Source organism: Sphingomonas sp. P4_G3 (assembly GCF_056401105.1).
This window is the reverse complement of the sequence record NZ_JBFUJZ010000010.1, coordinates 1-18,115: the sequence shown is the minus strand read 5'-3', so window position 1 is coordinate 18,115 and position 18,115 is coordinate 1. Positions and strand designations below refer to the sequence as shown.

The window sequence follows — 18,115 nt, the reverse complement described above, 5'->3', positions numbered from 1 at the left end:
TTTATGCTATCGCTGCATGCACCGTCGCGACGGCCTTCATCACCGCCGCCCAGCGCACCGCGTCCTGGATCGCCTGCGCCGTCACTCCGGCCTTCTTGAGCACATTCTCATGCGCGTCGATGCACAAGCCGCAGCCGTTCATCGCGCTGATCGCCAGGCTGAACAGCTCGAAATCGTCCTTCTCGATGCCCGGCGCGCCGATCACGTTCATGCGCAGCTTGGCCGGCATGTTGGCATATTCCTTATTCCCGGCGAGGTGGGTGAAGCGGTAATAGACATTGTTCATCGCCATCACCGCCGCCGCCGCGCGCGCCGCGTTGGCGGCTTCGGGTGACAATTTGCCGGTGACTTCCGCCTCGGCCGCTTCGACCAGCGGCTTGTAGCCGGAGGCGTGCGCGCAGGCCAGGATCAGGCCGTATTTGCGCTGATCGCCGAGCGACGCTTCGTTGAGCAACGACCCGACATTGAGCCGGATATCTTTGGCGAAATCGGGCAGCGACTGGGCGAAATCCTTGAGCGACATGCGATATGCTCCTCGCGGCGGTGATCGCCGTCGTTGGGATAAGCGCCCCGGCCGAAGCCGGGGCGAGAGATCGGGAAAGGGTGGCGCGGGGCCGAGGGGGGGAAAGACCCCGCGCCGGGGGATACGGCCCCTGATTCAAAAAGGCCGCATCTGTTAGACGAAGTCGTTAGGCGGCAACCTTGAGGACATCGTCGCCTTTATTCCAATTGCACGGGCAGAGCTCGTCGGTCTGAAGCGCATCGAGCACGCGCAGCGTCTCCTGCGGGTTGCGGCCGACATTGAGGCCGTTGACCTGCACCGCCTGGATCACGCCGTCGGGATCGACGGTGAAGGTGGCGCGATAAGCGACATTCTCGTCGGCATCGAGGATGCCCAGCGCAGAAGCGAGCTTGCCGCCATTGTCGGCGATCCACGGAAAGTCCGCGGCCGCCAGGTCCGGATCCGACTTGCGCCACGCCAGGTGGACATGGCTGGTGTCGGTCGAGGCGCCGATCAGCACCGCGTCGCGATCCTCGAAATCGCCCTTGAGCTGCGAATAGCCGACGATCTCGGTCGGGCAGACGAAGGTGAAGTCCTTCGGCCAGTAGAACACGATCTTCCACTTGCCGGGAGCGGCGGTGGTGACGTCGATCGTCTCGCCGGCGGGCAAGGCGTCGACGCCCTGCTGGACGGGAACGGTGATAGCGGGGAACTTGTCTCCGACGGTCAACATGATTCTGGGCCTCCTGCCTGAATTGGGGTCGGCCTTCTTGGACATCCTCTCGGGGACAGGCGGGCCTTCAGGCCTCTTTCGTTCGAGCCGCATATAGGCTGGCTTTTAAACGATCCAATAGGTTATTTAGCCGTTGTTGATCGATTGAGGCGATGAATGAGTACTACCTATCTTCCGACGCTGAAGCAGCTGCAATATCTCGTCGCCTTGAAGGACCATGGCCATTTCGGCCGCGCGGCCGAGGCGTGCTTCGTCACCCAATCGACCATGTCGGCGGGGATTCGTGAGCTCGAGACATTGATCGGCGTGACCCTGGTCGAGCGGACGCGGCGTGTCGTCCGGTTCACCCCACTGGGCGACCGTATCGCCGACAAGGCGCGGCGGGTGATTCGCGAGGCCGAGGAACTGGGCGACATGGCGCGCGCCGCCGGGCGTCCCTTGTCGGGAGAGATGCGAATGAGCGTCATCCCGACGATCGCGCCGTTCATGCTCCCCCACATCCTGCCGGCGCTGCGCCGAGACTATCCGGACCTGAAACTGTTCCTGCGCGAGGAGACGACGGGCACGGCATGCGAAGGCCTGCATAACGGCCGCACCGACTGCGTGCTGCTGGCGCTGCCTTATGCCTGTGGCGAGGTGACCGCGGCGCGGTTGTTCGACGATCGCCTGTTCGTCGCCTTTCCCGATGCCGAGCTGCCCAATCCTCCCGCCATGATCGCGGCAGCCGATATCGACGAGAACCGATTGCTGCTGCTCGAGGACGGGCATTGCCTGAAGGACCATGCGCTGGCCGCCTGCAACCGGCCCGAACTGGGCGCGCAGGCGATGATGCTGGGGACCTCGCTCCACACGATCGTGCAGATGGTCGACAATGGATTGGGCGTGACGATGCTGCCCGAAATGGCGGTGCAATCGGGCATATTGGACAATACCGCGATCTCGGCGCGGCCGTTGGCGGGGGATCACGCCACCCGCACCATCGCGCTGGTCTGGCGGCGCGCATCGCCGCGCGAACGCGACTTTCGGCTGTTGGCGGACATCCTCAAGGCGGCGGCCTGACGCTTTTCCGCGTCGGGCGATGGGAAACCGAACGGCCATCCGCGCGTATCCTTCAGGACACCCGGCACGGGTGCACCCATGAAAGGATGCTCATAGAATGAAGCTGTTACGTATCCCGGCGCTTGCTCTCGCGCCGGTCCTTGCCCTTCCCGCCTTCGCCCAGACCACGCCTGCCGCTCCGCCGGCCGGCCCAGCACCTCAGACCACAGCGCCTGCTCCCGCAGCTGCAGCCGCTCCTAATCCTTCGGTTGGTGGCGCGGCGATGGACGCCAGCAAGACCATCATCGCCAACGCCTCCGCCGCGCCCAACCTCTCGACATTGGTCAAGGCGATCACCGCCGCGGACCTGACCGCCACCTTGTCGGGTCCCGGGCCGTACACCGTGTTCGCACCGACCGACGACGCCTTCACCCGGCTGCCGCCCGACACGCTCGCGCAACTGATGAAGCCCGAGAACAAGGCGCTGCTGGCCAAGGTGCTGACCTACCACGTCGTACCCGGCACGATCGATTTCACCCAATTGAAGGCGCAGATCACCGCCGGCAACGGCACCGCTACCTTGACCACCGTCGCCGGCCAGCCGCTCAAGGTGACGATCACCGGCAATAACGTCGTCACGCTGACCAGCGTCAACGGCAATGTCAGCTATCTGGAGACGCCCGACGTCCACCAGTCGAACGGCATCGTCCACGTCGTCAACGGCGTGCTGCTGCCCAAGCTGAACTGATCTCGGCAGAAATCAGCCTTCCAATCCCCTCCCGCCAGGAGGGGCTATCGCATAAGGACCGGTATGGCGGTGAGGCTGCCACGATTGGCTTCCACCGTCATGCCGGCCTTGTGCCGGCATCCACCGCGCCGCTTACCCAACGGCTGATGGATGTGCGGCACAGTGGATGCCGGCACAGGGCCGGCATGACGAGGAGGGAATGGCCCGAACATATCTTCAATAGCCGCGGTCACTGTTTCCAGCGGTCGGCGGCGTGAAGATCGCTGTCGCGCTCGCCGACCCAGCGCGCGTCCTGGCCACGCGTCTCCCGCTTCCAGAACGGCGCGTCGGTCTTGAGCCGGTCAATCAAAAAGGCGCACGCCTCCAACGCCCCGGCGCGATGGGCCGCCGCGGTGCCGACAAAGACGATGCGTTCGCCCGGTTTCATCGCGCCGACGCGATGGATGACCGTCGCCGCCGCCAGCGACCAGCGTTGGACTGCTTCCGCCGCCAGGTCGCGCAGCGCCTTATCGGTGGCGTCGGGATAATGTTCGAGGAACAGTTCCTCCACCCCGTTATCGTCGCGCACCAGTCCGGTGAACGTCGCCACCGCGCCGCCTCCGGCGCGTTCGAGTGAGTCCAGTTCGGCGGCGACGTCGATCGCCGCATCGGTGACGAGAACCCGGATCATCCGCCGGTCACCGGCGGAAACAGGGCGATTTCGCGCGCGCCGACGATCGACGCGTCGAGCGGCACGAACAGCTGATCGACCGCCGCCCTGAGCTTGGTCTTGTCGCCGAGCGCTTCGGCATAGCCGCCGCCGCGCGCCGCGAGCCAGTCGATCAGCCCGGCGACGTCGGCTATCTCGGCTGGGGGCGTCGCGCGTTCGTGGCCGGTCCCGATGCTTTCGCGCACCCAGGCGAAATAGAGCAGGTCGATCGCCGCCATCAGTCCATGTGCTTCAGGCCGGCGCGCAGATAATCCCACCCGGTGACCAGGGTGAGCGCGGCGGCACCCCACAAAGCGACCAGGCCGATGCTATGGACGATCGGCCAGCCAGGGAGCGCCCCTGCCAGGATCATCGCGCCGAGCGCGACGAGCTGGAGCGTCGTCTTCCATTTAGCGAGCTGCGACACCGGGACCGAGACTTGCAGGCCGCCGAGGAACTCGCGCAATCCCGACACCATGATCTCGCGCGCCAGAATGATGATCGCCGCGATCACATGCCAGCCGCCGATGTCGCGCGTCGCGACCAGCATCAGGATGACGGCCGCCACCATGATCTTGTCGGCGATCGGATCGAGGAAGACGCCGAGCTTCGACACCGTCCCCTGGGCGCGGGCGAGATAACCGTCGAGATAATCGGTCAAGGCGATCAGCGCGTAGAGGACGAAGGCGAACGCATAGCCGAGCTCCCAGCCCGGCCACCACAGAAAGGCGACGAGCAAAGGCACGCCGAGGATGCGCGACAGGGTAAGGATGTTGGGGAGCGTCCACATGATCGTTATCCCTAGGACGCCCGGCGGGAACCGGCAACGCCCCGGATCGAGCGGTGGAGGCAATCGCCTATCGAGCTTGCGTGGTGAACTGGCTCGTTTGTCGCATTTCGCATCCCCTCGACGCCGGGAATACGCCGCTCATTATCGAGGTGATTCCGCGTCCACCTTCGTCATGCCGGGCTCGTCCCGGCATCCACCGTGGTACCTGACCAACGGCCGCTGGATGCGCGGCACGGTGGATGCCGGCACAGGGCCGGCATGACGGCGGAAGCGAAGGGTGTGTTGGGGCCGGGCGCAATCGAGCGCTAGCGGCGATTTCAGGACGCCAAACCACATTTACCAATTGAACGATTGTCGCGGCCTATGCCCCTCCGCTAAGGGACCGGCTTCTTTCGCCACGACGGGGCCCCAAACTCGTAATGCATAGTGCGCTCGGCTTGTTGAAGGAGCGCCGATTCCTGCCGCTGTTCGTCACGCAGTTCCTCGGTGCCTTCAACGATAATCTGTTCAAACAGGCGATGGTCATCGTCGTGGTTTATCAGATTTACAACAACCCACAGTACGAACAGAGCTTCACCGCGCTTGCCACCGCGATCAGCATCGTACCCTTCTTTCTGCTGTCCGCGCTTGCCGGCCAGCTCGCCGATGCCAACGACAAGAGCAAGATCATCCGCATCGTCAAGACTGCGGAAATCGTCATCATGGTGGTCGGCGGCGGCGGGCTATTGCTCGCCAAAGCGGGCCACACCGCCATCGGCATGGCGTTCATGCTGACCGCGGTGCTGGCGCTCGGCATCCATTCGACCTTTTTCGGCCCGATCAAATACGCGATCCTGCCGCAGCATCTCGAAGAGGATGAAGTGCTGGGCGGCACCGGGCTGGTCGAATCGGCGACCTATCTGGCGATCCTGCTCGGTACCGTGCTCGCCGGCTTCATGAAGGTTGAACATGCCGTCATCGGCACGCTGGTCGTCGCGGCGATCGGCTGGTTCGCCGGACGGAAGGTCCCCCCGGCTCCCCGCGTCGGGCCCGAGCTCAAGATCAACTACAACCCCTTCACCGCCTCGTGGCGGCTGATCAGCGGGACGATGCACATCCCCCGCCTGTTCCTGGCGATCTGCGCGATCAGCTTCTTCTGGACGATGGGCGCGGTGCTGATCATCATCTTCACGCCGCTGGCCAAGAACGTGCTGACCGCCGACAAGCATGTCGCGACCTTACTGACCGCTTTATTCTCGATCGGCATCGCGATCGGATCGGTCGCGATCAACTCGCTGCTCAAGGGCCATACCTCGGCCAAATACGGCCCCGCCTCGGTGCTGATCATGGGCGCGTTCGTCGTTTTGTTCTCGCTCCTGTGCAAGACGTGGCCGCCCGCGGTCGGCCATTATTACGGCTGGCTCGAATTCATCGCGATGCCGCGCGCGCTGCTGGTGATCGGCGCCTTGATGGGGATCGCTATCTTTGGCGGGATGTTCGTCGTGCCGCTCTACGCCTTCCTGACCACCACGGTGACCAAGGACGAGACGTCGCGCACGGTCGCCGCCAATAATGTGGTCAATTCGGGATCGATGGCGATCGGCGCGGCGATGGTCACCGCGCTGTCGCACGCCGGGGTGACCCCGACCAATATGCTGTTCGTCGTCGCCGCGATGTGTCCGATATCGGCCTGGCTCGCGCAGAAGCTGCACAAGGCCTGCGACTGAGCGGAGGCCCGCCAGCGCGGGCGATCAGAGAATGAGCGTGTAGATGCAGATGAAGAAGGCGGTGAAGCTCATAACGAAGAGCTTCAGGTCGCCATCGTCATTACGTCGCAACGTCTCCCCGCCAAGGCCGAGCCGGCGGCGGAAGGAATGGCTGGCCCCACGCGGGGCGATTTCGAGATACCCTGGCATAGGCAGCAGTTAACGCGCCGTTTACGATTTCGGCCATCGTTAAGATTGGTTAACCACTGTCCGTGAATGGGACGGTCGCGGAAGGAACTTTCTGCCAGCCGTCGGGCGATACTCACGCTTGGCGAGCAAGCACGGTTTCGGTGTCGCCCGCCATCGTCGATCCGGCTGCGGCAAGCACGCCGAACAGGTCGCGCGGATCGCTCGGCCGCGCGAGCAGGTCTATCGTGCTGTAGAGGCCCGCCTCGCCCACCACGTCGTCGAGATAGCGCAGCGCCGAGAAATCCTCGATCGCGAAACCGACCGAATCGAACAAGGTGATCTCGTCGCGATGCGCGCGGCCCGGCGTTTCGCCGGCGATCACGCGCCACAATTCGGTTGCCGGAAAGTCGGCCGGCTTCTGCTGGATCTCGCCCTCGATCCGCGTCTGGGGCAGATATTCGACGAACACGCTGGCGCGGTCGAGGATCGCCTCCTGCAATTCGGTCTTGCCCGGGCAATCGCCGCCGACCGCGTTGATATGGATTCCCGAGCCGATCATGTTGTCCGACAGGATCGTCGCGCGCTTCTTGTCCGCGGTCACCGTGGTGACGATGTCGGCACCCTCGACCGCTTCCTGCGCGGACGGCGTGACGGTGATAGCGAAATCGCGGCCGGCCATGTTGGCGCGGAACTTGGCGGTCGCGGCGGGATCGACGTCGTAGATGCGCAAGCGGTCGATACCGAGCAAGGCGCGGAACGCCTCCGCCTGGAATTCCGACTGCGCGCCCAGCCCAATGATCGCCATCGTCCGCGCCCCGGGCCGGGCGAGATAGGTCGCGGCCAGCGCCGACATCGCCGCGGTGCGGAGCGCGGTCATGATCGTCATCTCGGCGATCAACCGCGGATAACCGGTCGCGACATCGGCCAGCACCCCGAACCCGGTCACGGTCTGCAGCCCCGCCGCCTGGTTGGCGGGATGGCCGTTGACATATTTGAACCCGAAATCCTGTTTGTCGGCGATCGGCATCAGCTCGATCACCCCGCCGGGCGAATGGCTGGCATAGCGCGGCGATTTGTCGAATTCGGGCCAGCGGCCGTAATCGGCGGCGATATAATCGGCGAGTTCGCGGAGCAGATTGCCCAGCCCCTTGCGCCGGACCAGTTCGACGACGTGACCTACCTCGACTAAGCGCATGATCCTCATCCTTTCGAGCGAGGATGCTAGGCAGGCGAACCGCTGCGCATAATTGCATTATCGCTGGATAAAAATACAACGATGGAGCAGAATGCTCAGCCGCAAGGAGCATATCGATCATGCAGGAGCTCGACTCGACCGACCGGCGGCTGATCGCCGAATTGCGCAAAGACGGCCGCGCGCCGATGGCGCAACTCGCGAGCCGTATCGGCATCTCGCGCGCGACGGCCGAGAAGCGCGTCGCGCGGATGGTCGAGAACGGCACGATCCTGGGCTTCACTGTCCGCGCGCGCGACGAGACATCGAGCATCCGCGCCGTGATGATGATCGAAGTGGCGGGCCGCGCCACCAGCGCGGTGATCCGCAATCTGAAGGAAATTCCCGAACTCCACACGCTCCACACCACCAATGGCGGCTGGGACCTGATCGCCGAATTGCGCGCCGACAGCCTGGGCGATTTCGACCGCGTGCTGCGCGAGGTGCGGCTGATCGACGGCGTGCTGAACAGCGAGACGAGTTTGTTGCTGAGTTCGGCTTGAGGGGGAAAGCCCTCTCCCGCTCGCGGGAGAGGGTTGGGTGAGGGTCTTCTTTCTTCTTCCAAGCGGCTGGAATTCGAGAAGAAGTAAGAAGACCCTCACCCTCCCACCGCTTCGCGGCGGGCCCCTCCCTCTCCCGCAAGCGGGAGAGGGATAAATCGAACCCCGTTACCGCTCCTCGTCGATCCGCGTCGTCACCCCGGTCGCGACGATCGTCCGTGTCGCGTCGATCGAGGCATAGGTCCAGAAGATCGCCATCTCCTCGCTGTCCGAAATATTCCGAAAGCAATGCGGGATTTCCGCCGGGATCCAACTCGTGTCGTTGGGCGCCACGGGATGGTCCGCCCCGTCGATATGCGCGACCCCATTCCCCGACAGCACCACCACGCATTCCTCGCAATTATGCGTGTGGAGCGGCACCGCCGCACCCGGCGCGATCCTGGTGATGCCAGTCAGCATCGCGCGCGATCCGCGGCCGGCAGTGACCAACGGCGTGGTGACGATGCCGCCGCCGCGATCCTTGACCGGCAGGCCTTGGGGCGTGAGGACGATCGGGGTCATGCGGCGCTCCGGATGGTCTTGGCGTTGGTGAATTCGCGTAAGCCCAGGTCGCCGAGTTCGCGGCCGTAACCGGACGCCTTGATCCCGCCGAACGGGACGCGCGGGTCGGACGCGACCATCGCGTTGACGAACACCGCGCCGGCATCGATCCGCCGCGCGAGATCGAGCCCGCGCTGCGTATCGCGCGTCCAGATCGAGGCGCCGAGCCCGAACGCGGTGCGGTTGGCGAGCGCCACCGCTTCCTCGGTGTCACGCGCCCGGATGATCGCGGCGGCAGGGCCGAACGTCTCTTCGTCGAATGCGGCCATGCCCGGCACGACGCGATCGAGGATAGTCGGCTGATAGAAGAACCCTGCCCCCTCTCCCGCCGCGCCGCCGATCACCGCGCGCGCGCCGGCCGCGACGCTGCGCTCGACCTGATCGGCGATCGCCGCACGCAGATTGGCGCGCGCCAGCGGCCCCAGCGTGGTGCTGTCGGCAGTCGGATCGCCCAGCACCAGCGCGCTCGCTTTGGCCGCGAAGGCCTCGACAAAGTCGTCGGCGATGTTCGCATCGACGATGAAGCGCTTGGCGTTGACGCAGCTCTGCCCGGCATTGGTGAAGCGCGCGGTCACCGCCATCGCCGCGGCACTCTCGATATCGGCATCGGCGAGCACAACGAACGGGTCCGACCCGCCGAGTTCGAGCACCTGCTTCTTGAGCGCATGGCCCGCCTGCCCCGCGACGATCATCCCGACCTGGGTCGATCCGGTCAGCGTGACCGCGGCGATGCGCGGATCGGCGATCAACCGGCCGACCGTCTCGGGCTCGACGCGCAAACTGGCGAATAGCCCTTCGGGCGCCCCCGCCTCGGCGACGATCCGCTCGATCGCCATCGCGCATTGCGGGACGTTGGCGGCATGCTTGAGGATCGCGCCATTGCCGGCGGCGAAGGCGGGCGCGAGGAAGCGCACGACCTGCCAGATCGGATAATTCCACGGCATGATCGCCAGCACCACGCCGAGCGGCTCATAAGCGACGAACGCCCCCGGCGCGCCGGCGACCGGGGCATCGGCCAGCATGCCGGCCGCGGCATCAGCGTAGAAATCGCAATTGAGCGCGCATTTCTCGACCTCGGCACGTGCCTCGGCGATTGGCTTGCCCATCTCCTCGGTGACCAGCGCGGCCAGCGCGTCGCGTTCGCGACGGAAACCGGCAGCAAGTCGCTTGAGCAGATCGCGTCGGTGGTCATGCGACGTCCAGCGCCACGCTTGCTGCGCGGCGACGGCGCGATCGAGCGCGGCATCGACCGCGCGGCCATCGTGAAGCGCGAATTCGGCGATGGTCTCGCCGGTCGCGGGGTTGATCGTCACGTTCATAGCGCGGCGACCACCGCTTGCGCGAAGGCATCGGTGCCGAGCGGACCGCCAACGTCGCGCGTCCTGCTCTGCGGATCGTCGAGCACGCGATCGACCGCGCGCTCGATCCGCGCGGCGGCGGCAGTCAACGCCACGTCCGATTTGCGTCGCCCCAGCCAGTCGAGCAGCATCGCTGCCGACAGGATCAGCGAAGTCGGGTTGGCGACGCTTTTGCCCGCGATATCGGGCGCCGAGCCGTGTTGCGCCTGTGCGACGCAGATATCATCGCCGGCGTTGATCGACCCGCCCAGGCCCAGGCTGCCGCTCAGCTCGGATGCCTCGTCGGACAGGATGTCGCCGAACATATTGGTCGTCACGATCACGTCGAACCGCGCCGGATCGCGCACCAGCAACGCCGCGGCGGCATCGACGATCACCTCGTCGAGCGTCACCGTCGGGAAGTCGGCTGCGACCGCGCGCACTTCGCGCAGGAACAGGCCGTCAGTCAGCTTGAGCACGTTCGCCTTGTGCACCACGGTCAGCTTGCCGCTCCGCGCCGCCGCGATCTCGCACGCCGCGCGCGCCACGCGGCGCGAGGCCAACGCGGTGATCTTGCGGATCGAGAAAGCGCTGTCGGCATCGGGCATGAACTCGCCGGGGCCGGCATACATGCTGCGGTCGGCATAGAAGCCTTCGGTATTCTCGCGCACGATCACCAGATCCATCGGCTGGCGCAGGATGCTCAGCCCTTCGCGCGACCGGCACGGCCGGACATTGGCGTAGAGCTGGAACCCGGTGCGCAACGCCGCCGACGGATTGGGCTGACCGGCGGGATAGGTGTAGTGCGACACCGGCCCCAGGATCACGCCATCGGCTTGCGGCACTGCCGTCATCACCGCCTCTGGCAGGGTCGAGCCCGCTGCCGCCAGGCTCGCCTCGCCGATCGCCATCTCCTCGAACGTCACACCCTCCCCCGCCGCCGCCCGGACCACCGTGATCGTCGCGGCGGTGATCTCGGGCCCGATCCCGTCGCCCGGCAACACCAGCAATCGCGTCATTGACCGACAACCTTCATCGCAACTTTCTCCCGTTGATCTTGGGCGCGCGCGGCTTTGCGCGCCCGCTCGCGCCGCGTGCGCGTGAACCACAGCCACAATCCGCTGAGCGCCATGCCGAACAAAGTGAGGCCGGTGAGCAGCATGATCGCTTGGGTCACCGCTCCGCCCCACAATCCGGTGTGCACGGTGTAGACCCAGTCGAGGAACTCGGCCCCGCCCGATTGCCTGCCCGCAATGTAATGGGCGAGCTCGCGGCCGTCATAGCGGTTGAAATAGATTTGGTTGGTACCGTCGGCGCGGATCGTATGATTGCTGCCCAGGAACACCGCGACGACGCGGCCGCCACTCGAAAAGCGCAATTGGCGAAGTGGCGTGTCGCCATAGGCCGCCTTGGCCCGCGCGATCAGCGGATCGACCGGCACCATCGTCGCGCCGTCGCTCTTGGCGACCTTGGGTGACGGGCGGCTCTCGGTTGTCGCCACCAGGTTCATTCCGGCGCGGACCTGTTCCTTCCACACCATCAGCACACCGGTGGTCGCCGACATCAGCAGGATCACCGCGACCCCGCCGCCGACCGCGCGGTGCAAGGTCCGCCAGCGCAGATCATTGTTGCCGTCGAGCTTGACCCGGAACCCCTGCTTCAGTCGCTTTCGGCCGGGCCACCAATAGGAAAAGCCCAGGATCGTCAGGAACAGCAGAGAGACGCCCTCAATTCCGATCAGCGTCTCCCCGATCGGCCCCGACAGCAATTGCTCGTGGATGTTGAAGATGAACTCGAGCGGCCAGGCGGTGGCGGTGCCGTCATGGACGGCATGACCGTCGAACGGATCGATCGCGGTCAGCCAGCGCGCTTTCTTGATGGTCGATTTGACGATCACTGCCTGGTTCGCGGCATCGGGAAATTCGACGCGCGTCAGCTCGGCATCGGGGTGCGCGCGATGAAATGCGTCGAGCAGACCCTGGACCGGCAATCGCGCCGGACGCTCCGCTACGATCAGCGACGGCACCACGACCGGCTCGAGCGCATCGCGAAACGCCATGATCGCGCCGGTCAGTCCCTGGACCATCAGGAACAGCCCGACCGTCAGGCCGAGCCAGCGGTGCCATTTCAGATAGGTTGGTTTTCGGATCACGCCGCACCCAAAAGACAGAGAGTCGGAACAGGCGCGAGACGACGCCCGAGCCCGTTCGCGGTCGATAGGCAAATTTTGAACTATTGACAAGAATAATACAAAATCATTGACGATGGACCGGGCGGACGGTAACCGTTCGAGACCCTTCAGCCCCTGTCCGGGACCCCTTCGTGGCCTCTTCTCTTCCGTCTGTTGCAACCCCTTCCCCGGACGGCCTGCGCCGCGGCTCGCCGTCGAGCGCGGGGGTCGATTCGCGCGAAATCCTGGGGTTCATCGACGATGTCGAAGCGGCCGGGCTGGAGCTCCACAATCTGATGCTGTGGCGCGACGGTGTGGTGGTCGCGGAGGGCTGGCATTGGCCGTATAGCGGCGACCGGCTGCGCATGACGCATTCGATGACCAAGAGCGTCACTGCCTGCGCGATCGGCATGCTGGTCGATGCCGGCCGGCTGACGCTCGACCAGAAAGTCGCGCCGCTCTTTCCCGAAGTAACGCTCGATCCCGATAGCCCGGCGGCGCGGATGACGGTCGAGGATTTGCTGACGATGCGCTCGGGCCAGGGCACCGAAGTGTCGGGATCGATCTGGCGCGGCATCGCCACCAGCTGGATCGCCGAATTCTTCCGCATCCCGTTCGATCACGAACCGGGCACCACCTATGTCTATTCGAGCGCGGCCAGCTACATGCTGTCGGCGATCGTCACGCGCGTTACCGGACAAACGACGTTCGACTATCTGAAACCGCGGCTGTTCGATCCCCTGGGCATCACCAATATCCGCTGGGATGTCGGCCCCGACGGGATCAACCCCGGCGGCAATGGGATCAGCTTCACCACCGCCGACGGCCTGAAGCTTGGCATCCTGCACGCGCAACGCGGCCTGTGGCAGGGCCAGCGCATCCTGTCCGAACGCTGGGTGGCCGAGGCGACCCGGATCCATGCCGGGGAGCCGGGCGATCAATATGGCTATCACTGGGTGGTCGGCGACGGTTACTTCGCCATGCTCGGCGTGTTCGTCCAGATGGTCCGGGTGTTTCCGGGATCGAACGCCGTCCTCGCTTTCAACGCCGCGATGGACGAGAGCAAGGTCGTGACGCCGTATCTCGATCGGCACTTTCCCGCCGCGTTCAGGAACGGCACCGATGCCGCCTCCGATGCCGCGTTGGCCGAACGCCTAAAGGGATGGAGCGAGCGCCCCTCCTTCGTCTCGACCGCACCGATCGATCCCACGGCTTTCGCCGGGCGCTGGACGATGGCGCCGAACGACAAGGGGCTGGCCGGGCTGGCCTTCGACTTCGGTCCAGACGAAGCGCGCATCACGCTGAGCGACGGCGAAGGCGAGCATCGCCTGACCGCCGGGCGCGATGGCTGGACGATCGCCCCCGCCTATCTGCCCGGCGCCGACCTTCACCACGGCTATCGCATGGAGGGCTTGCCGATCGCGGCCGCGCTTCGCTGGATCGCCACCAACAGGATCGAACTGGTCGTCCACTTCCTGGAATCGGCATTCCGCGACACGTTCGTATTCGAGGTCGACAGCGACCGGCTGACAATGGACCGTTCGGTCAACATCAACTCCGGCGCCCGCGCCTGGCCGACGATGACGGCGGTGCGGGCGAGTTAGGCCGAGGAGGCGCTATTTCGCGCGGCCCGTCACGGCGTTTGCCCGCGACGAATAGGTAATGCGGCCCGCGCTGTCCGATCGCACACGAGTGCGCATACGGGCTTTCAGCCCCGCTTTGTCACTATCGCTCATGTCGCGGGTGGCCTGGGTCATACCGATGGCGATCTCGACCGAGCCCCAGAAGTCGTCGAAATCCTCGAAAGTGCGAGATACCGTGATCTCGCTCGTCGCGACATCGGTCAGGCCAGCATCGAGCCATAGCGAACGAAGCGCATCCATGCGCGACACCTCGGCGCTTGGCGGCAGCAAGGGCTGGATGCCTGACGAGCGCATCTCTTCCTGGAGCGCGGCCATCGGAAATCCGCCGGGCTCGAGCAGATCCCAGACATAGGCCGAAATCGCGCCGCCGGGTTTCACTACCCGCACCATCTCGGCCACGCCCTTTGCCGGATCAGGCACGAAGAAGATGACCAGCGCCATGACCGCGGCATCGAAGCTATGGTCGTCAACCGGTAGCGCGGTAGCATCGCCCTGCAGGAACTTGGCAATCCCGGCCCGGTGACGAGCGCGTGCGAAAGCGAGCTGCCCTTCCGAAGGGTCGACACCGACAATCTCCGACGGCGCGCAACGCTCGACCAGCAACTCGGTAAAGGCACCGTTGCCGCAACCAACGTCTATCCAGCGCAGCCCGGCGGCGGGCGCGAGCCAATCGACGAAGTCCTCACCGACCAGCCGACTCCACACGCCCATCATGCGCTCATAGGCCGCGCCATCATCGAACCGTATCTGGTTGTCGCCCATCGTCATGGCCTCCATCCGTAAGGGATCGCTCATATCCAGGTGGAGAGCAACAACTGGGATCGACAGCTTTGCGAGATCGCAGATCTTGATAACCCAGCGTGGCACTGTATTGTTGCAGTATAACAGTAGCCTTCAGGAGGGATGAAATGGCGATACTCTCGACGGTCATCGCGGCGGTGCTCGCCGCAGCCGAAGTCGCTTCCGCCCAGTCCGTGCCGCCGCCGTCGGCATTGGTCCGGGCGCATTCCGTAGCGAACGCCGCCGAGCACATCATTGTCCGCGTGCCGAAGACCGCGACCTACGTCGGCAGCGACCGTTTCGACCTCGACGGCGTTGCCGATGCTGAAGTGCATGTGTTCGCCGAGGCCGACGCGAAGAAGCACCTGACGAGGCTCTACTGGATCCAGTTCGAACATTATCTGCCGAGCAAGCCGGATCTCGCACACGATTACACGAGCGACCGGCGGACGCAGCAGTGGGGCACGACGACCTGGCTGCGCGGGGGGCCGTCTTCGACCTCCTCACCGTCCCGGCCCGGGTCGGACACCGAGCATGTCCGAGCAATCCTCAGCCGAGCCGGCTACACGGCGTCGCCTGGAGTCATGAGCCTGCGCATGGTGCAGCTGCTCGACGACCCCAAGGGCACCGGCCATGGACGCGACGAATTGATGCTCATCTACAGCGAGGACTTGGCGCCGACCGGCAAGACGCTCGCGGAACTGACGACCGACGGCAAGCCGAACGCGAGCTGGGCGCCCCTTGAGAAGGGGCTGATCGAACGGGCAACGAAGGCCTTCTCGGTGGAGCGGAATCCTCGATGATCGCGGGTCGATCCCGGGCGAACGAATTCGCGCTATCCAATTTTCTTGGAATCACGGTGACGGGAGCATAAATCCCTAAAAGATAATTCGGTATTGTCGCACCCGTCACCGTAATTCCAACGCTCGACCAGCAACTCGATAAAGGCACCGTTGCCGCAGCCAACGTCTATCCAGCGCAGCCCGGCGGCGGGCGCCAGCCAATCGACGAAGTCCTCACCGACCAAGCGACTCCATGCGCCCATCATGCGCTCATAGGCGCACCGTCATCGAACCGTATCTGGTTGTCACCCATCGGCCTTGCCTCCATCATCGCTCTTCATATTCCACGGGGCCCAGATAGCCCAGTGTCGAGTGTCAGCGCCTCGGGTTGTAGGAGCGCTCGATCTAGTCGAACCCATCCCCGTCTGGGCTATCCGCCCGCATGGTCGTCGCCACCGTGCGCCGCGATGAACATGGCGACGGCCGACCGGCAATAGGATTCGATTTCGGTGTCGTCCGCTGCTCTCTCCTCATCGAAGCGTGCGATAAGCAGGAGATCGGATCCCTTGAAAAGCGCGGCAAACAAGCGGGCGGACTGGAGAGGGTCGGGCACGTTCAACGCCCCCTTCGCGTGTAACTGACGCAACAGGCCCTCGATTTGGGCGACGACATGGGCGGGGCCGGCTTCGTAATGGACCTTGCTGAGCGACTTTTGATTCGTCTTGTCGGCCATGACCATGGCTTCGACGCTGCGGACATCCGAGCGCAACAATGTGCGAAGCAGGGACGATCCCGCCGCCATGAGCTGGTCTTCGGCCGAACCGTCGACGCCTTCGAAAAAGGCCTGTGGTACGAACTGTTGGCAGCGAGCCGCCATGGCCGCGCTGAACAGCGCCTCCTTGTTCTCGAAGTGCCGATAGATGCTGAGCTTGGATATCTTCGCCCGCTGGGCGACCTTGTCCAAGGTCGTCGCTTGAAAACCCAATTCCACAAAAAGTTCGTACGCGGCATCGACGATCGTTTGGCCAAGCGCCTCGTTGGCGGGCCGGCCGCGCCGGGCCTGGTTGCTTTCGGTCACGACAATTCCAGTACTTGACAGTATCCAAATCATTCATTACGATACCACACAGTTTCTAAAATGTGCAAGCCAGGCCCAGCACAGCCACAACTCGGAGCCCATCACCATGGATGACGTCATCATCATCGGCGGCAGCTTTGCCGGCCTCGCCGCCGCCCTGCAGCTCGGCCGTGCCCGCCGCAAGGTCACCGTTCTCGATACCGGCCTGCCGCGCAATCGCTTCGCCGGCCACTCGCATGGCCTGCTCGGGCACGATCACAAGCCACCGCTGGAAATCCTGGCCGAGGCGCGGCAGCAGTTGGCGCGCTATCCCACGGTCAGGCTGGTCAATGCCCGGGCCGACAGCGTTTCCGGCACCATCGACGATTTCTCTGTCATCACTGACGATGGCGAACGCCTTGGGGCGCGCCGCCTGATCCTGAGCTATGGCGTCGTCGACCAGATGCCCGATGTTCAGGGCTTTGCCAAAGGCTGGGGCAGGTCCATCGTGCCCTGCCCCTATTGCGACGGTTTCGAAGTCGCCGGCCAGCATTGGGGTCTCGTCTGGTCCGGCCCACAGTCGCACAATCAGGTCAGGCTGTTTCACGATTGGACCGACACGTTGACGGTCTTGGCCGATGGTCACGAAATTCCATCCGATGTCCGGGCCGATCTGGCGCGCCGCGGTATACCTGTCGTCGATGGCCGGATCGCCGAAATCGCCCATCTCGGGGACCATAATGCCATCGTCATGCTCGATACCGGATCCAAGGTTGCGGTCGACATCCTGTTCGCGCATCCGCGCAACAAGCCGTCGGCAAGCCTGCATGAATCACTGGGCCTCGCCACGGTCGATACGCCCCTCGGCATCGTCCTCAAGGTCGATGAGCGCCGCGAAACCAGCATGCCCGGCATCTACGCCGCGGGCGACCTCACCAACCCCGTCTTGCCCTCGGTCACCACGGCATCATGGCAAGGCGCGATGGCGGGCATCTTCGCCCAACAGTCGATGCTGGTTTGAGAGCAGAGATTGGAGGATGAGCATGGCCGTCGAACCGGACAGCGCGGGTGTGCGCTTCCCTCCGCCCTTCGTCTATCTGGGAGCGCTGCTGTTGGGGCTGGCGGCGGAGCGGTTCGTCGTCCTGCGCTCTTTCGGCATCGACTGGCGGTTGCTGCTCGCGACGGGCGCGCTGCTGTTCGTTGCCGGCGCGGCGATGATGCTTGCCGCAGCGGGGCTGTTCCGGCAGCTGGGCACCAACATTCCGCCGGCGCAGCCAACGACCCTCATCGCAACGACCGGTCCTTATCGGTGGACCCGCAATCCCATGTATCTCGGCATGGCGCTTGTCTATGCCGGCCTTGCGATCGGCTTCGACGGGCCGATTGCCCTCGCCTTGCTCCCGTTGGTGCTGATCGCGATCCAGACGCAGGTGATCGCCCGCGAGGAGCGCTATCTCGAGGCGAAGTTCGGCGACGACTACCGCCGCTACAAGGCCGAGGTTCGCCGCTGGCTCTGACTATTCCGCCGCTGCCGCCTGCGGGGCCTTCTGATGAACCAGCACTAGAGTTTGTTTCAGCAAAGCTGAAACGGTAGCGGTGCCGGCCCACTCCCCCACCCGGCCTCCCATAGAATACCCTGATT

General features: G+C 64.7%; 21 protein-coding genes. 8 read left to right on the top strand and 13 right to left on the bottom strand.

The annotated features are described in order from the left end of the window. Position 1: 1 nt before the first annotated feature. Entirely contained in the window at positions 2-523 is a 522-nt protein-coding gene (gene ahpD / locus AC1DQQ_RS18985; protein WP_478031580.1) for an alkylhydroperoxidase, AhpD family, read from the bottom strand. Positions 524-689: 166 nt separating this feature from the next. Then, entirely contained in the window at positions 690-1,235 is a 546-nt protein-coding gene (locus AC1DQQ_RS18980; protein ID WP_478031579.1) for a peroxiredoxin, read from the bottom strand. A gap of 156 nt (positions 1,236-1,391) precedes the next feature. Between AC1DQQ_RS18980 and AC1DQQ_RS18975 the strand changes: the two genes are divergently transcribed. Together AC1DQQ_RS18975 and AC1DQQ_RS18970 are read left to right on the top strand one after the other, a co-directional pair. Beyond that, entirely contained in the window at positions 1,392-2,294 is a 903-nt protein-coding gene (locus tag AC1DQQ_RS18975; protein WP_478031578.1) for a hydrogen peroxide-inducible genes activator, read from the top strand. 97 nt (positions 2,295-2,391) lie between these two features. Continuing rightward, the gene (locus tag AC1DQQ_RS18970; protein WP_478031577.1) at positions 2,392-3,021 is read left to right on the top strand and encodes a fasciclin domain-containing protein; all 630 of its coding nucleotides are present in this window, start codon (positions 2,392-2,394) and stop codon (positions 3,019-3,021) included. Positions 3,022-3,250: 229 nt separating this feature from the next. Here AC1DQQ_RS18970 and AC1DQQ_RS18965 read toward each other — a convergent pair whose 3' ends face one another. From AC1DQQ_RS18965 to pgsA, 3 genes are read right to left on the bottom strand one after another with little or no spacing between them, the layout of a single operon-like run. Further along, positions 3,251-3,691: a molybdenum cofactor biosynthesis protein MoaE gene (locus AC1DQQ_RS18965; RefSeq protein WP_478031575.1), complete on the bottom strand. Its 441-nt coding sequence runs from the start codon at positions 3,689-3,691 to the stop codon at positions 3,251-3,253. Further along, a complete protein-coding gene (moaD, locus tag AC1DQQ_RS18960; RefSeq protein ID WP_478031573.1) occupies positions 3,688-3,948 on the bottom strand; it encodes a molybdopterin converting factor subunit 1 in 261 nt (86 codons plus the stop codon). Before moaD ends, AC1DQQ_RS18965 begins: the two co-directional genes overlap by 4 nt. Beyond that, complete coding sequence (pgsA, locus tag AC1DQQ_RS18955; protein WP_478031571.1) at positions 3,948-4,499, bottom strand: CDP-diacylglycerol--glycerol-3-phosphate 3-phosphatidyltransferase; 552 nt, start codon at positions 4,497-4,499, stop codon at positions 3,948-3,950. The genes moaD and pgsA overlap by 1 nt, the downstream gene beginning before the upstream one ends. Positions 4,500-4,918: 419 nt before the next feature. Between pgsA and AC1DQQ_RS18950 the strand changes: the two genes are divergently transcribed. After that, complete coding sequence (locus AC1DQQ_RS18950; protein ID WP_478031570.1) at positions 4,919-6,205, top strand: MFS transporter; 1,287 nt, start codon at positions 4,919-4,921, stop codon at positions 6,203-6,205. A gap of 24 nt (positions 6,206-6,229) precedes the next feature. Here the strand turns inward: AC1DQQ_RS18950 and AC1DQQ_RS18945 are convergent, their stop codons facing one another. After that, positions 6,230-6,394: a hypothetical protein gene (locus AC1DQQ_RS18945; RefSeq protein ID WP_478031569.1), complete on the bottom strand. Its 165-nt coding sequence runs from the start codon at positions 6,392-6,394 to the stop codon at positions 6,230-6,232. 112 nt (positions 6,395-6,506) lie between these two features. Next, a complete protein-coding gene (locus AC1DQQ_RS18940; RefSeq protein WP_478046348.1) occupies positions 6,507-7,568 on the bottom strand; it encodes an ornithine cyclodeaminase in 1,062 nt (353 codons plus the stop codon). A 119-nt stretch (positions 7,569-7,687) separates the two neighbouring features. Here AC1DQQ_RS18940 and AC1DQQ_RS18935 point away from each other — a divergent pair, with 119 nt between their 5' ends. Beyond that, positions 7,688-8,107, top strand: a complete 420-nt coding sequence (locus AC1DQQ_RS18935) for an Lrp/AsnC family transcriptional regulator (RefSeq protein WP_478046346.1) — start codon at positions 7,688-7,690, stop codon at positions 8,105-8,107. A gap of 165 nt (positions 8,108-8,272) precedes the next feature. Here AC1DQQ_RS18935 and AC1DQQ_RS18930 read toward each other — a convergent pair whose 3' ends face one another. The 4 genes from AC1DQQ_RS18930 to AC1DQQ_RS18915 are packed head-to-tail and all read right to left on the bottom strand — an operon-like array spanning position 8,273 to position 12,193. After that, positions 8,273-8,665: a cupin domain-containing protein gene (locus AC1DQQ_RS18930; protein ID WP_478046344.1), complete on the bottom strand. Its 393-nt coding sequence runs from the start codon at positions 8,663-8,665 to the stop codon at positions 8,273-8,275. After that, positions 8,662-10,023, bottom strand: coding sequence for an NAD-dependent succinate-semialdehyde dehydrogenase (locus tag AC1DQQ_RS18925; RefSeq protein ID WP_478046343.1), 1,362 nt, complete (start codon positions 10,021-10,023; stop codon positions 8,662-8,664). Before AC1DQQ_RS18925 ends, AC1DQQ_RS18930 begins: the two co-directional genes overlap by 4 nt. Continuing rightward, on the bottom strand, positions 10,020-11,060 hold the full coding sequence (locus AC1DQQ_RS18920) for an isocitrate/isopropylmalate dehydrogenase family protein (RefSeq protein WP_478046341.1): 1,041 nt from the start codon (positions 11,058-11,060) through the stop codon (positions 10,020-10,022). The genes AC1DQQ_RS18925 and AC1DQQ_RS18920 overlap by 4 nt, the downstream gene beginning before the upstream one ends. Further along, positions 11,057-12,193 (bottom strand): PepSY-associated TM helix domain-containing protein, encoded by a 1,137-nt coding sequence (locus AC1DQQ_RS18915; protein ID WP_478046339.1) that lies wholly within the window; start codon positions 12,191-12,193, stop codon positions 11,057-11,059. The genes AC1DQQ_RS18920 and AC1DQQ_RS18915 overlap by 4 nt, the downstream gene beginning before the upstream one ends. A gap of 170 nt (positions 12,194-12,363) precedes the next feature. Here AC1DQQ_RS18915 and AC1DQQ_RS18910 point away from each other — a divergent pair, with 170 nt between their 5' ends. Next, a complete protein-coding gene (locus AC1DQQ_RS18910; protein WP_478046337.1) occupies positions 12,364-13,815 on the top strand; it encodes a serine hydrolase domain-containing protein in 1,452 nt (483 codons plus the stop codon). Between the two features lie 12 nt (positions 13,816-13,827). On the opposite strand, the gene AC1DQQ_RS18905 is transcribed toward AC1DQQ_RS18910, so the two are convergent. Continuing rightward, positions 13,828-14,622, bottom strand: a complete 795-nt coding sequence (locus AC1DQQ_RS18905; protein ID WP_478046335.1) for a class I SAM-dependent methyltransferase — start codon at positions 14,620-14,622, stop codon at positions 13,828-13,830. A 140-nt stretch (positions 14,623-14,762) separates the two neighbouring features. Between AC1DQQ_RS18905 and AC1DQQ_RS18900 the strand changes: the two genes are divergently transcribed. Next, positions 14,763-15,437 (top strand): hypothetical protein, encoded by a 675-nt coding sequence (locus AC1DQQ_RS18900; RefSeq protein WP_478046333.1) that lies wholly within the window; start codon positions 14,763-14,765, stop codon positions 15,435-15,437. 409 nt (positions 15,438-15,846) lie between these two features. Here the strand turns inward: AC1DQQ_RS18900 and AC1DQQ_RS18895 are convergent, their stop codons facing one another. Beyond that, entirely contained in the window at positions 15,847-16,494 is a 648-nt protein-coding gene (locus AC1DQQ_RS18895) for a TetR/AcrR family transcriptional regulator (RefSeq protein ID WP_478046331.1), read from the bottom strand. Positions 16,495-16,600: 106 nt separating this feature from the next. Here AC1DQQ_RS18895 and AC1DQQ_RS18890 point away from each other — a divergent pair, with 106 nt between their 5' ends. Next, positions 16,601-17,494: an NAD(P)/FAD-dependent oxidoreductase gene (locus tag AC1DQQ_RS18890; RefSeq protein WP_478046330.1), complete on the top strand. Its 894-nt coding sequence runs from the start codon at positions 16,601-16,603 to the stop codon at positions 17,492-17,494. A 22-nt stretch (positions 17,495-17,516) separates the two neighbouring features. Then, a complete protein-coding gene (locus AC1DQQ_RS18885) occupies positions 17,517-17,990 on the top strand; it encodes a methyltransferase family protein (protein WP_478046328.1) in 474 nt (157 codons plus the stop codon). The last annotated feature ends 125 nt before the right edge of the window (positions 17,991-18,115 follow it).